Origin of the sequence: Leuconostoc gelidum subsp. gelidum KCTC 3527 (assembly GCF_000166715.1) — a bacterium.
GTDB lineage: Bacteria > Bacillota > Bacilli > Lactobacillales > Lactobacillaceae > Leuconostoc > Leuconostoc gelidum.
The window spans coordinates 1-14,443 of sequence record NZ_AEMI01000010.1; the positions used below are offsets into that span (position 1 = coordinate 1).

A 14,443-nucleotide genomic window follows, 5' to 3' on the forward strand; every position below is an offset into this window, starting at 1 on the left:
ACCATTTATTCATCCTCGGTTCTTGGTAGGGCTTTATTTATTTTTAGTTAAGCCCTAAGACTCTCTTTTTATTTTACTACATATTACAACATAATACTTTACTAAAAGTTTACTAAAGGGTTGCTTTTTATCATGAAAGCGCTTACTATAAATTATGTTAGCTGAACTAAATTAAAGGAGATACGCTTATGAAGTCTAACAAACAATCTATGTCATCGCGCATGTCATATGCATTCGGTGCGTTTGGTAATGATGTGTTTTTCGCAACACTTTCAACGTATTTCATTATGTTCGTCACTACCCACCTTTTCAACAGTGGTAATGCCGCTCAAAATGATAGAATGATTAGCATTATTACCCTGGTTATTTTTCTATTACGATTTGTAGAATTAGCAATTGATCCCTTCATTGGTAATGCGATTGATAATACAATTTCTCGATGGGGAAAATTCAAACCCTGGGTGGTAATTGGTGGAACAGTTGGCTCAATTGCCTTAGTTATCTTGTTTACCAATATGGGTGGTTTAAACAAATCTAACCCATTTGTATATCTTGTGCTCTTTGCACTCATCTACATTACAATGGATATCTTCTATTCTTTCAAGGATATCGGATTTTGGTCGATGATACCCGCGCTGACATTTGATTCCAGAGAACGTGAAAAGACAGCAACATTTGCCCGTATCGGCTCCACATTAGGCGCTAATTTAGTCGGCGTTGTTGTTATGCCGCTTGTTCTTTTCTTCTCCTTGAATCATAATGGTGGTACTGGTGATACGCGCGGTTGGTTCTGGTTCGCTGTTATTATTGCCGGTGTCGCATGGATCAGTTCTATTGTCGTTGGAATTGGTACAAAAGAGGTTGATTCAGATCTTCGTAAAAACAAAGAAAAAACCAGTTTTAAAAATGTTATTCACATTTTGACACATAATGATCAATTAATGTGGATTGCATTGGCTTATGGCCTCTATACAACTGGTATAACACTTGTGAATTCACTAGAGCTATATTACTTCACCTTTATTTTAGGTAATGCCTCCGCATTCACAATCTTTGCTAGTATAAACGTTTTCACTGGATTGATCTCAGTCGCATTATTCCCTAAACTGGCTGACAAACTCAATCGTCGCAGCCTGTTCTTCTGGTGCATCTTGACTATGACAGTTGGTATCATTCTATTTGTTATTGCTGGCACGTCACTGCCACTAGTTATTCTTGCAGCACAATTGTTTGCTATCCCACAACCATTAGTATTCTTGGTCGTGTTGATGACAATCTCTGATTCTGTTGAATATGGTCAACTCAAGCTTGGTCACCGTGATGAATCACTCACATTGTCAGTACGTCCCCTATTGGATAAATTAGCAGGTGCCATTTCAAACGGTGTTGTTGGTTTGACAGCCGTTGCTGCTGGAATGACAACTGGTGCAACCGCAGCTTCAATCACTGGTTCAGGGCAACTGATTTTTAAAGTTATTATGTTTGGTGTGCCATTTATTGTTATTATTATCGGTACGTTTGTTTTTTACAAAAAAGTCACATTGACTGAAAAAAAGCACGCTGAAATTGTGGATCAACTTGAAAAAACTTGGGGCAAGGAATTCGTGGTTAGTTCAAGCGACGACGAAATTATTGTCCCCGAATTAGCTATAGGACAGTCAACATTTAATGCGCCAATTGCTGGAAAATTGATTGCACTTTCCGATGTCAAAGATAAAACATTTTCTTCAGGATCACTTGGTGATGGCTTCGGTATCATCCCCACTGACGGTCGTGTTTATGCCCCATTTGATGGCATAGTACGTGTTGCGTTTTCAACAAGACATGCGGTTGGTTTGGTTTCCGATTCAGGTGTTGTCACGCTTATTCACATTGGTATTGGCACTGTAGCCATGCGTGGTACTGGCTTTGTAACATACTTCGAACGCGGACAACATGTTAAAAAAGGTGATCTCTTGATTGAATTCTGGGATAAATCAATTAAAGACGCTGGATTTGATGATACGGTTATTGTTACTATAACCAATTCAACTGCGCTATCATCCTTGGAACACACTAAAAAATCCGGTAGTATCGTTGACAAAAATGATATCATATTACATTTATCAAAAGATTAATTTATTTTATTAAATCATAGAATGATCAAACAATTTGAACACTTATAGCATTACTTTGCACCAGAAACATAAGAATTGTTTCTGGTGCTTTTTATTTGCGTGAAAATACAAAAGGCACTAAGTCTATTAGATTTCTCTAATTTTCTTAATGCCTTTTTTGTATGAATTTTATGATGCTTAATAAGTCATTAATCAAATAGACTTAATTATACTCATTCTTGCATATCAAAATACTACTTATACCAACTATCAGCAAGCTTTTGATGCGATTTCAACCATTTTGTTGCTGCTTGCTTTGGTGTTGCACCATTTTGTATGTCAAGCATGACACTTTCCATATCTTCTTTAGTCCAATTAAACTTATCCATCACTTTTTCAAATTTAGGATTATCTTTTTTCAAATTTTTGCGCGTAATGGTATTGATACTTTCACCTTTACCCATTGTTCCCTTTGGATCTTGTAAATACTTCAACTTATACTTACTAAACATCCAATGAGGTGACCATCCTGTTACCACAATATCTTGTTTTGTTTTATAAGCTTTGTCAAGTGCAGTCGCCATAGCACCTGAAGAGGCACTTAGTAGGTTCCATCCCTGAAGATTTGCATAACTATCCATTGTTTTTTGTGCGGTAATCATTTCACCAGCACCAGGTTCAATACCAGTAATCGTTTTATTTGCTTCATTAGTTAAATCAGCAATTGAATTCACTTTCATATAATCTGGTACAACAAAGCCAGTCTTAGCACCATGTAAGTTTGGCCCAAGTAGCGTGATATCATTTTTATATCGATCATATAATGCTTTATGCGTAAATGGTAGCCATGCACAAACTGATGCATCAACTTGACCATTTGCCAATGACTGCCATAACACAGCATTATCTAGTGGTGTCATTGTCACATCGTAACCATGTTGTCGAAGCGACTCAGCCAATACGTTTGTTGAAGCCACTTCAGAATCCCAAGAAACATAACCAAGATTGACTTTTTGACCAGATGATTTTTGTGATGTTGCCGCATTAACAACGCCACCACCAACCATGATGAGTGCTGTGGCTAAAATTGCCCAGCGACGCCAAGGGCGTGTTACTAATTTTTGTCCCGGTTTGGTATTTAACTTTTGCGTAAAACGATCAATAATAATAGCTAAAATAACTAATCCAAGGCCATTAACAAAACCCGAACCCACGTCTGCCCGTTGTACAGCAGATAATACTCCGCGACCAAGGCCGGGTGCCCCAATCATTGATGCAGTCACAACCATTGATAATGCTAACATAATTGTCTGGTTTGCACCAGCCAAAATCGTATTTCGGGCATTTGGTAATTCAAGCTTAATCAATTTTTGCCAAGTTGTTGATCCAAAAGAATCAGCAGCTTCAACCAGTGCCACAGGTACTTGACGAATACCTAAATCAGTCATTCTCACCATTGGTGGCAGTGCAAATATAATTGAAGCGAATACACCAGGTACCACGCCTATGCCAAAGAAGGCAACAGCAGGTATCAAGTAAACAAAGCCAGGCATTGTCTGCATGAAATCCAAAATTGGTTTGACAATTGCGGCAGTTTTTGGCGATTTGGCAGTAATAATTCCTAATGGAATACCAATCACAAGTGAAATGACAGATGCCATAATAACCAATGTCACTGTACTCATCAAATCTGACCATAAATTTTGATTGGCAATTAATGCCAAGCCAACTAAGGTGAATAAGGGAAAACCGTATTTTTTAGGTGTTGTTAAAATAGCTATAACCGTTAATCCAGCAATCATCAATGGCATAGGTATTGCTGTCAAGCCGTTGGTTAGGCCATCCATGATGCTCTGTCCACTTCTTTGCATCAAATTAAATAGCCCAGATAAATGTGTTGTCAGCCAGTTAACACCCTCACTTATCCAACTTTCTAATGGTACTTTAGGTAAATTAGGCATCGGTTTCCTCTCCTTCCGTATCGGCTAATGCTTCCAAAACAGAACCTCGAATAATAACACCTCTTGCATGCTTATTGCCGTCAACAACTGCTACCGGCGTTTGCGCATCATAAATAATTGGCATAATATCAACAACTAGTGTGTCTAAGTCAACTGTTGGCATCTGCATAACAGCCTGTGACAATGGTGTTTGATTCCGACGTGCCTTCACTGCCTCATCCGATGTTAAGTAGCCGAGCATTTCTCGTTTACGGTTTACGGCAACCAATCCTGATACTTCTTCGTCTGCCATCTTTCTTAAAGCAACTGTTGGACCATCCACATCAATATTAGTTGTTAACGCTGGAATCATAATACTTTCTGCAGTCAAGACCTTCGAACGATCAACACCACCAATAAAGGATTTCACATACTCATTAGCAGGATGCGTTAGAATTTCTTCCCCTGTACCAATTTGTTGCAATTCACCATCTTTCATAATGGCAATATGATCACCAATATGTAATGCTTCATTTAAATCATGGGTAATAAAAATGATTGTTTTTTGAACATTTGCTTGTAATTCTAGTAATTCATCCTGCATTTCACCACGTACTAATGGATCAAGAGCCGAAAAAGCTTCATCCATCAATAGAATATCTGGGTCGTTTGTTAACGCACGTGCAAGTCCCACTCGTTGTTGCATGCCACCTGACAGTTGACTAGGATATTGGTCTTTATAACTTAACAATTTAGCATTGTCTAGTGCATGTTCTGCACGTTTACGCCGTTCTTCCTTATTAACACCTTGTATTTCTAAGCCATATTCAGTGTTTTCTAGTAATGTACGGTGTGGAAAAAGACCAAAGTTCTGAAATACCATACTCATTTTTTGACGCCGTATTTCTAACATCTGTTTTTTATTAAATTTAGTAATCTCTTCACCATCAATGAACAGTTGTCCTTGAGTTGGTTCAATCAAGCGATTTAACAATCTAATTAATGTTGATTTTCCTGAACCTGATAGTCCCATAATAACGAATATTTCGCCTTCGTCAATACTCATGTTGATGTCGTATACACCAACCGTACTGCCAGTTTTTTCAACAATTTCATCTTTACTTTTATGCTGTTTTACCATCTTCAGCGCCGCTTTGGGTCGCTTTCCGAATATTTTTGTGAGATGTTTAATCTCTACTTTAGCCATGAAGCCCTCCATTTGTTGAAAATAAATTAAGCACCCTGATTTTTAACAGTTTTAACTTATTTTCATTGACTACGCTCACTATTTATCTTATACTTCATAGTGACAACTTCTTACAAAAGAAAAATTGTCACTAAGTGATGTCTTCTATTTTGTCACAAGTTGTCACTTTTGTCAAACCAGCACCTGCTTTTGGAGAATGCCATGCAAACAATCAGAGAACCAAGATACCGCAAAATAGCGTATCAAATCGCGCAAAAAATAGCCGACAATGAGTATGTTGTTGGTAGCAAACTACATGCCAGATCAACGTTATCCGTCGCCTTTGGTGTGTCATCTGAAACAGCACGTAAAGCTGTCAGTATCCTAGCAGACCTTCAAATTGTTAAACTGATACATGGCAGTGGTGTTGAAGTCCTGTCTCGCGAAAAAGCAAAGGCATTTTTAAATCAAGCACAAACAACATCTGACATTCAAACAATTCACAAACAAATAAACGATCTCATTACCAATCAAAAACAAGAAATAAAATCCATGGAGAATGCTTTAACATTGTTACTTGAACAAAGTCAACGTGTTCAGCGTCATAGTCCGCTGAGTCCATACGAATTGGAATTAAGTACTGATAGTCCAAAATTTGGCCAATCTATTGGTACGCTTACCTTATGGCAAAGCACTGGTACAACGATTGTTGCTTTATTACATGATGATGAACTGGTTGTATCTCCTGGCCCCTATGCCGTTATTGAACGTGGTGATACCTTGTATTTTGTTGGCAACGAAACCGCTGTTCAAGCTGTTCAAAACTTTTTTTATCATCAATAAATACATAAAAAAATGCTGTTAGATAAAAACTGACAGCATTTTTTTATTGTTGACAATAATTCTTTTTAATTGTAAACTTATATAAATAAAAAGTTTACAAAGGGAAGAAACATGAAAACACAAAAATTAACACTCACCGTGGCGATGATCGCCATACTCATTGTCATGGCCTACGTACCTACAATTCCACTTGGAATTGTACCAATTACGATTCAAAATATTGGCATCATGCTGGCTGGTACCTTGTTAGGATGGCGCAATGGCTTTCTAGCTATCATTGTATGGTTGTTTTTAGCTGCAATAGGTTTGCCTGTTTTGACTGGTGGTGCTGGTGGTTTTCCAGCATTTTTCAGTGCAACAGCAGGTTACCTTTGGGCCTATCCATTTGCTGCTTTACTTATTGGTTTGACGATAACATATCTCGATCATTTAAATTATACAAATTTTGTCACAATGTTCTTAACTATTTTAATATTTGGTGTTGTTTTAATTGATGTTTCTGGTGCCTTTGGTTTGCATATTGTGACACATATGCCACTAACTAAGGCACTCATTTTCCAGTTGGCATTCATTCCTGGTGATATTATCAAAGCTGTTGTAACAACCATAATAACACTCACCTTGCGTCGTCGTTTTCGTGTTCTACATCATGTCTGAAATTTTTGGGATTTCTCTTGATGAATTTGGACGTTGTCAACACTGGCATCAATCCTTTGATGTCATTGCTAATATGTGCCAACAATGTCAGAGATATTTCGCCTGCGCACTTTGTCACGATACATTGATGACTCACACATTTCAGCCCATGTACATGTCACAAATAAGTGTCATGTGCGGTGCCTGTCGTTTAGAGCTGACAGGCGATGCCTATATTGCCTGTGTAAGATGTCCCGCATGTCGACATGAATTTAATCCACGATGTCACCTACATCATGATATTTATTTTTGTTAACATCAATAGCAGAAACAATACAACAAAACCATTGGTAAATTTAATTTACCAATGGTTTTGTCATTAATTATTAATATTTTTCTGCTAGTGTAACGGTGTTTTCTAATAACGTTGCAATTGTCATTGGCCCAACACCACCAGGTACTGGCGTGATGTAACTTGCAACGCCTTGTGCCGATTCAAAGTCAACATCACCAACTGCTTTTCCGTTAACATAATTCATACCGACATCAACAACAACAGCGCCGGATTTTAAATCTGATCCTGATATAAAATGTGGTATACCTACACCAACGACAACAATATCTGCCGCCTTCAATTGCGCCTTTAACATGGCTTCAGGTGTATAACGATGCGCTAATGTAACTGTTGCATCTGCATTTGTCAATAACGCAAACATTGGTCGACCAAATAACTGGGAGCGTCCAATAACAACAGCACTTTTACGAAACATCTCAATATTATAATGATGCAACAGTGTCATCACACCTTGTGGTGTCGCAGCAACGGTATAATCTTCTAGTGCGTCACCAAACAACATACCCTGCACGGTAGCACCTAATCCATCAGCGTCTTTATGTGGCGCCACGGCAGAAAAAATTTCACGTTCTTTCACACCTTTAGCCAGTGGACTCTGAACCAAAATACCAGTAACATGCTCATCTGCATTAAGCTCTTCAACTAACTTAATCACACTTGCCGTTGTGGCATTTTCATCAGTTGGAATATCTAGTGTTGTGATACCTAATGCTGCTGCTTTTTTGGATTTCATACCAACATATAAACGACTACCATCATTTTTGGGATCGTAAATGACAGCAAGTGTTACCGGTTTATTCAACCTCGCAACACGTTCAGCAGTTTTTGCGTTTGTAATTTTGGCTACTGCTGCACCATCGAGTATTTCAGTCATTAAAAAGCTCCTTCGCTTGGTTGTCGTTTTATGTTATATTCTTCTTAACAAAATAAATTCATTGGAGTTCACATGTCATATAATCGTATCAGTTGGGATCAATACTTTATCGCGCAAGCTGCCATCTTGTCCACTCGTTCAACCTGTACACGTTTACACGTTGGTGCCGTCATTGTTCAAAATAACCGTATCATTTCTAGTGGCTATAATGGCTCTGTATCTGGCACTCCCCACTGTACAGATGTTGGTGATTTAATCGTTGACGGTCATTGTATTCGCGCTGTACATGCTGAACAAAACGCCTTAATGCAGGCAGCGCAAATGGGAATCAGTGTTGACGGCGCAGAAGTATACGTTACCGATGTGCCTTGTGTTCATTGCACAAAATTATTGTTACAAGCTGGTATACAAAAAATAAACTTTATGCGTGATTATCATAATGATCCTTTTGCCGAAGAATTATTGGCACAGAAACACGTTGTTTTACAGCAAGTGCCTTTTTCAGAGCAAACTGCTTCACAAATTGATTTGCATCAATTTGTTTCCTATGAATGATCTGACAATAAATTCACTATTTATCTGTTAATAACGAACTATATTTTATTTTATCATAATTTATTGGTTTATAAAACGAATATAATGAAATTAGATGCGCTAGTAAGCATTAATATTCTGCGTCTAATCATGACGTAAAAAGTGATGTTGGTTGTATATTCTTGCTCTGAACAATATCTATAAAATTATAAATTTAAACTAAATTATGACACAAAAAACTGCAAATATTTTAATAGTCGTTTTATAAAATCAACCATAAAATATTTGCAGCCCACGATTACTAACTTAATAATGACCGATCAAGCTCACAACATATGTTAATTCGAGCAGCCTCAATATATCACCCAGATTAAGCACACCAGAACATGATAATAACTCAGTATGTTCGGCGGGTAATTATAAAGAAATACATGATTGGACTAATAATAATCTAATAAAATAAATTCACTGAAAATCATCAATATAGGCCTTCCAGCAACATATCATGTCCTTTTAATTATTATTGTAATTTCCTTGACACGCTCAAAAATAATTTCTTCTAATACATCTACTATATAGAGAACATTATTAAAAAAAATATGATCATTCTAGAGTCTGTTTAAATTGTTCAAAAGACTTTAAAAATAACATCTCAAAACGAAACTGACCTGTTGCTGGTAAAAAGTAAGACATTGCAGAAAAAATGTTATCATACAAAATTTTTGCACGTTCTTCTTTTTTTGAAATAATCAATTTTATAACATCCATGAGTCGCAACAACAATACAGAATACATGTCATCAATAACTTCCCTGAGTTGTTGAGCCAGATAAATAATTTTCTTGGCCAAATTCTTGGACTGATGTTTCATACATAATACGATCATATTAAATCGAATCATCAATAATTGTTGAATTGATTCTGATTGATTACGATGCATTGCATTAAAATCTTGTCTTGAAAATAGCCTTTCACAATCTAAATAAACTCCGTAAATGTAATTAAAGTTGGATGATATACTAATTAAATTAATAAATAAATTCAGTTCATCCACTGTATAATAGTCTAATTTATCAAATACCAAGTCACGTGCAACATCTTGTATCACATTGATTTTTTCGCTAAGCTCCCCTTCATATTGTGCCTGTACAATAAAATCAGCTAGAACAATAGCAGTCTGGTGAATACCAAATCCAGATAAGTACTTAGTTAAATCCTTGGTTTCAAGTTGCTTAATTGTTTCATATTCCGTGTCAATATTTCGATCAGAATTATCAACTGCATCATGGTATTCATCAATAACATTATTGAAATCAATATTCAAATGTTGAATTAGACACACAAAATTTGTCGCCCCAAGTTCATGCTTACCATTAAAAAAATCATACAGTGAACTTTTCGATATATGTGTTTCATCAGCAACTTGTTTGATTGAAATGTTACGTTGCAACAGATAGTATTTCATTGCTGGACCTAAATTATTCATCAACTAATACCATTTTTACACCGTTATTCTGCCGATTAAATACACTTATCTCAAATTTCGTGAACTGTTGACTTAATTCTACTTCTTCATTTGTAGTCAGAGTATGCAACTCTTCTGGCGTCACATCAAAAAAAGCCTTTTTATTTAAACCAGAAAACTTACCAACTAATCGAACTTTATATCTGATCTGTTGGCTTCGCCATAATAATCCCGAACCTACCAACGAAAAAAAAGAGTGTTCAACTTTTGGAAAACGAGAATTTATAAACGTTGCACCACTTGCAGTAATACTCGTAACACCCGATATACCAAACAGAACACTCAACCAAAAAAAAGGCTTATCCTCTTTGTTAAGATGTGATTCATCACCTACATGCAAAACGTTTGAGTGGCTTTCAGCCGTTTTTATGATATGGTTTTGTACAGTATCTTGTTCGATAACATCAGTTGTTGTGATTGTATGCTTTGTTGGGCGACTTTTTTTGCCATCAATGCTAACTGCAGTCACATAAACTGTGTCTCCTATCGATAAGCCATTAATGTCAATGTTATAGTTACCAACGCTATTTGGTGTCAGATGAATGATTTTTGTATTTGGTAGACTAATTTCAATTGTATTATTTGGATTACATTTACCAGATACTGTAGCGATACCATTTGTGACCGACATCTCACCACTGACTAGATTGACGGAGAACGTAAATGTAGTAACTGCAATTATAATAATCGATAATATAAATTTACGTATTTTAATCATCCCCCAACTCATGCTATAAATTAATTAATTGTTTATCATCGAGTAATATTTTTAAATCGCTCAATACTTGTTTCGTAGTTGCGCCCATTGCTAATTGCTTTCCAAAATTGGCAGCATTATTTGCCATCTGTTGATATCTTTCTTCACTAATACTATCTAACACACCATGTAAATCAGACAAGTTCGAAATCACTACACCAACATTATTTTGCCGTATGATATCAGCAATCGCTGATTCACGCCAAGCAACAACAGGAAGTCCAGAAACCATATATAAGCTAAACTTGTATGGCCAATTCCATTGTGTATATTGCTGCAAATACGGGTCGTTGTCTGACTCATCCCATATTAATCCATACCCCGATGAAAGTTTTGCTGGTAAATCCATTGCTTCAACAAAACCGCCGTTTTTAATATGAGGTTGATTCAACACAACACTTGAAAAATTTTTTTCACCATAAACGGTTAAATCAAAATTTATTTGCTCCAAATTAGGGAACTTAGCAAGCGAACCAGCATACACAACTAATTTTTGGTAACTTGCTGGCGTTATTACTTGATTATATAAAAAATCGTATGGCGCTAGTTCAATAATATTGTTCAAATCAATTCCTAATTTTTTTAATGCACTAATAAAATGTAGTGGCAACATCACAACATCAAATGATTGCAGAACTTTTTTATCTGTTTCTAAATTATAATTTTTTAATTTACTAATATTAGTTCTGAGCATGGTCACATCGTGAACAAGCGCAACAATGAGAATATTTTTTTCTCTTGCCCAGTTTATCACAACCAGTTCAAGTTTTGGGGAGTATTTTGGATATTGCCAGATAATCACATCACCTAGACCAATCAGTGAATTGTATTTTTTAAGTTGTTTTTTTATCCAATCTTCTTCATCAATATAAGGCGATGAGAATGACATTTTTCTGAATATTCTGTTATCAATATTGGTTGCTGTTTTAACAAAATCAGTTCTTGGTTTCCAGTGATTTTGGTGATCAAAATCTACTATCCAAAAATTAGATTTTCTATTCTGTTGATATGAACTTATTGATAATATTTTTCCTAACTCATTTTTAGTTACACGTTTGGTGGGAACATCTAACGATAATAACGGTGCCTCGTAGCTGATTACCTCACTCACATTCGAGCAATTCCCGATCAACAGCTTAAATTGTTCGATCTGCCAATCCCAGTAACTATTGTAAAATTGCTCATGACTTTCTTGCTGCAAAGACATGCCAACGTTTTCAAGCTTCCCATTCTGCAAAATCCAGTAAAATGTGATTTGAATGGTGCCGTCTTTACTACTGAATTTACTGGTAACAGGTGTACCGTTTTCGTCGTATGTAAACATTTGACGCGTGCTGTGTTTATCATAAAGTTGCATTTCGACACGCTTATCATTTTTATCAAATGTATCAACATGCTCAACTTGATGACTGGTAGCAGAAGCCATGTAAATCTTAGCTGAAATTTGACCTAATTCATCTTGCATTTCAAACTGGTGACTACCTGATACAGAACGATAATTGAGTACAAAGTGTGATAACCAATCTAACGTCAATAGCAAATTTTTATTCTCTTGATGGCGCATGAAAGAAAACAGATTAATTTCATTGACACGCGTCTGATATGCAATTATTGACGTCCATGAAATAAAAAGAATCGATTCATTAATTATAGCTTCAAAATGTAGTAATTCAGAAGTCACTTTCTCTGTTATGATGACTTTCATCTATCCAAATACCTGCTTTATCAAATTTTCCCATTTTTGCCAAATTGCTTCTTCACGAAATTTAATTAGTGTCTGATTTGAATTTTCAGAATAATGTTCTAAAGTACCAGGATTCTGGAATAATTCAATCATTCTTGAAGATAAATAGGTAATGTCATTTGCAGCAATCAAATCTCCATTTACTCTATTTGTGATAATTTCATCTGGGCCATAATCAATATCATAACTAATTGAAGGGGTTTTACCTAATTGTGCCTCAAAAAAAACCATTGGTAACCCTTCATTTTTGGAAACCAAAACATGTAATTGTGCGTTAGCGATGCGGTGTTTCATATGTTGGTTATCAGTAATACCCATTAGTTTAATATACTCATTAGCTTGGTGTTTATCAATTATCTCTTGCAATTCTTTTCGAACATTATCATTGCCGCCACCCCATATTTCAAGATGAATATTAGGCGTTCTTTTATGCGCAGTTATAACTGCTTTAATAGCATGATCAATTTGCTTAGTTTTATCATACCGCGCAGAAATAATAACTAAACCATCTTCCTTATCTGACCACTTAATAGCATCGTGCGTTGTCACATCATGTTCATCATACCAGTTTTCAGCTATTGTAAAAATTCGGTCAGGGTCAGCCAATGCCAAAACATCTTGACGCTGACGTTCTGTTAGAACAATCAATCCGCTATACTTCTCACTATTCAGTACAGGATAGCTATAGCCAATTCGCGTGGGTGAATTCTCAGGAGTATTTTTGACTTGAATATTATGTAATTGTACAACAAGGCACATATTAGCCAATGTGTTTAGTGATTGTAATTTGGATATCGTATCCGAATGGAATAAGTCAAGCACCATCAAAACTTCATCATCTATTGACATGATATAGTATTTTAGCGCTGCGAATAACAAGTCGTTTTTTTGATTAAAATATTGAACCTGACCAGTTTTATCTTGCCAATCAATTCGTCTAATTTGACTATCACTTGTAAAATGGTATGTTAGCACTGTTTGTCCATCAGGATTTAAATGTTCTCGACTAACAACATAATTTTGACCGTCATTAGGATTAGAAGCATAATACGCTCTCACAGCCAAATAACCACGCCAGTCATATTCATCGCTGCGCAATAATTTATTACTTTTTGAATAGTGGTGCACCGACATTAAGCGATCATCATCATAATTATGCCATCTAAAATAGACCCCATTCTCAGCAGTTGCAATTTTTTTATTAGTATCAAAACTATAAGATGCTGAATTTCCTTCATAAAATCGTAACCAAGCATCTACTTCATCACGCTCTAAATTACCGGTCAAAATATCGTGCAAGTCTAAAAAATGCTGACTTGATTCAGGAAAATGATAATGAAAATAATAACGATTAGTTAAATAATAATCGGCACTAATAACTGTTGTCTCTATCTTATGGTGCAAAAATAACTGTAGCCGTCGATCTACTGCAAAACTTGCACCAGAAAGATTATGTGCATAGAATGTATTAACAAATACCGCATGCATGTACCTACCTCCCTTCACTATTTTTATGTACGGCTAAGCTGACTTGAGCTTAGCCTTTGAATTACAATTAATTCCAATCTTTATGAATTAGTTGTCACCTTTTTTCTTACGCGCAACTGCGGTAATGCCTAGGGTACCAATTAATAACGCTGTGGCAATAACGTCTGTATGGTTATTTTTATTTTCACCAGTGTCTGGTAACTTCTTATTATTTTTGTTAGTTACTTTATAAGTTACGTTAACAATTGGTGAACTTGGCGTTTCCGAACTTGGCGTCTCTGAACTTGGAACTTCCGAACTTGGCGTCTCCGAGCTTGGCGTTTCTGAACTTGGCGTCTCTGAACTTGGCGTTTCCGAGCTTGGCGTCTCTGAACTTGGCGTTTCCGAGCTTGGCGTCTCTGAACTTGGCGTCTCCGAGCTTGGCGTTTCCGAGCTTGGCGTCTCTGAACTTGGCGTCTCTGAACTT

General features: G+C 36.3%; 14 protein-coding genes. 5 read left to right on the plus strand and 9 right to left on the minus strand.

Annotated elements, in window-relative coordinates; genetic code table 11:
• Positions 1 to 188: 188 nt before the first annotated feature.
• Positions 189 to 2,117 carry a glycoside-pentoside-hexuronide (GPH):cation symporter gene (locus EUI_RS0102395; RefSeq protein WP_010015806.1) on the plus strand — a complete coding sequence of 643 codons (1,929 nt, stop codon included), beginning with the start codon at positions 189 to 191 and terminating at the stop codon, positions 2,115 to 2,117.
• Positions 2,118 to 2,350: 233 nt separating this feature from the next.
• On the opposite strand, the gene EUI_RS0102400 is transcribed toward EUI_RS0102395, so the two are convergent.
• Both EUI_RS0102400 and EUI_RS0102405 read right to left on the minus strand, forming a co-directional pair.
• A complete protein-coding gene (locus EUI_RS0102400) occupies positions 2,351 to 4,057 on the minus strand; it encodes an ABC transporter permease/substrate binding protein (RefSeq protein WP_010015807.1) in 1,707 nt (568 codons plus the stop codon).
• Complete coding sequence (locus tag EUI_RS0102405) at positions 4,050 to 5,243, minus strand: quaternary amine ABC transporter ATP-binding protein (RefSeq protein WP_010015809.1); 1,194 nt, start codon at positions 5,241 to 5,243, stop codon at positions 4,050 to 4,052. Before EUI_RS0102405 ends, EUI_RS0102400 begins: the two co-directional genes overlap by 8 nt.
• A gap of 201 nt (positions 5,244 to 5,444) precedes the next feature.
• Here EUI_RS0102405 and EUI_RS0102410 point away from each other — a divergent pair, with 201 nt between their 5' ends.
• From EUI_RS0102410 to EUI_RS10330, 3 genes are all read left to right on the plus strand, one after another.
• Positions 5,445 to 6,065: a TrkA C-terminal domain-containing protein gene (locus EUI_RS0102410; RefSeq protein WP_010015810.1), complete on the plus strand. Its 621-nt coding sequence runs from the start codon at positions 5,445 to 5,447 to the stop codon at positions 6,063 to 6,065.
• 111 nt (positions 6,066 to 6,176) lie between these two features.
• A complete protein-coding gene (locus EUI_RS0102415; protein WP_010015811.1) occupies positions 6,177 to 6,722 on the plus strand; it encodes a biotin transporter BioY in 546 nt (181 codons plus the stop codon).
• A complete protein-coding gene (locus tag EUI_RS10330) occupies positions 6,715 to 7,017 on the plus strand; it encodes a CHY zinc finger protein (protein ID WP_081460641.1) in 303 nt (100 codons plus the stop codon). The genes EUI_RS0102415 and EUI_RS10330 overlap by 8 nt, the downstream gene beginning before the upstream one ends.
• 70 nt (positions 7,018 to 7,087) lie before the next feature.
• Here EUI_RS10330 and EUI_RS0102420 read toward each other — a convergent pair whose 3' ends face one another.
• Positions 7,088 to 7,930, minus strand: coding sequence for a bifunctional 5,10-methylenetetrahydrofolate dehydrogenase/5,10-methenyltetrahydrofolate cyclohydrolase (locus EUI_RS0102420; protein WP_010015813.1), 843 nt, complete (start codon positions 7,928 to 7,930; stop codon positions 7,088 to 7,090).
• A gap of 72 nt (positions 7,931 to 8,002) precedes the next feature.
• On the opposite strand from EUI_RS0102420, the gene EUI_RS0102425 reads away from it, so the two are divergent.
• Entirely contained in the window at positions 8,003 to 8,485 is a 483-nt protein-coding gene (locus EUI_RS0102425) for a deoxycytidylate deaminase (RefSeq protein ID WP_010015814.1), read from the plus strand.
• Between the two features lie 582 nt (positions 8,486 to 9,067).
• Here EUI_RS0102425 and EUI_RS0102430 read toward each other — a convergent pair.
• The 6 genes from EUI_RS0102430 to EUI_RS10975 all read right to left on the minus strand — a co-directional run.
• Positions 9,068 to 9,949 (minus strand): helix-turn-helix domain-containing protein, encoded by an 882-nt coding sequence (locus EUI_RS0102430; RefSeq protein ID WP_010015816.1) that lies wholly within the window; start codon positions 9,947 to 9,949, stop codon positions 9,068 to 9,070.
• Positions 9,942 to 10,706, minus strand: coding sequence for a hypothetical protein (locus tag EUI_RS10740; protein ID WP_010015817.1), 765 nt, complete (start codon positions 10,704 to 10,706; stop codon positions 9,942 to 9,944). The genes EUI_RS0102430 and EUI_RS10740 overlap by 8 nt, the downstream gene beginning before the upstream one ends.
• Before the next feature lie 13 nt (positions 10,707 to 10,719).
• A complete protein-coding gene (locus EUI_RS0102440) occupies positions 10,720 to 12,450 on the minus strand; it encodes a hypothetical protein (protein WP_010015818.1) in 1,731 nt (576 codons plus the stop codon).
• Positions 12,451 to 13,977: a glycosyltransferase gene (locus EUI_RS0102445; RefSeq protein ID WP_010015819.1), complete on the minus strand. Its 1,527-nt coding sequence runs from the start codon at positions 13,975 to 13,977 to the stop codon at positions 12,451 to 12,453. It lies immediately after the preceding gene.
• An 87-nt stretch (positions 13,978 to 14,064) separates the two neighbouring features.
• Positions 14,065 to 14,223, minus strand: a complete 159-nt coding sequence (locus EUI_RS10970) for an LPXTG cell wall anchor domain-containing protein (protein ID WP_174249687.1) — start codon at positions 14,221 to 14,223, stop codon at positions 14,065 to 14,067.
• The coding region (locus EUI_RS10975; protein WP_414933352.1) for a pentapeptide repeat-containing protein at positions 14,216 to 14,443 on the minus strand (228 nt) is incomplete at its 5' end. The genes EUI_RS10970 and EUI_RS10975, both read right to left, overlap by 8 nt.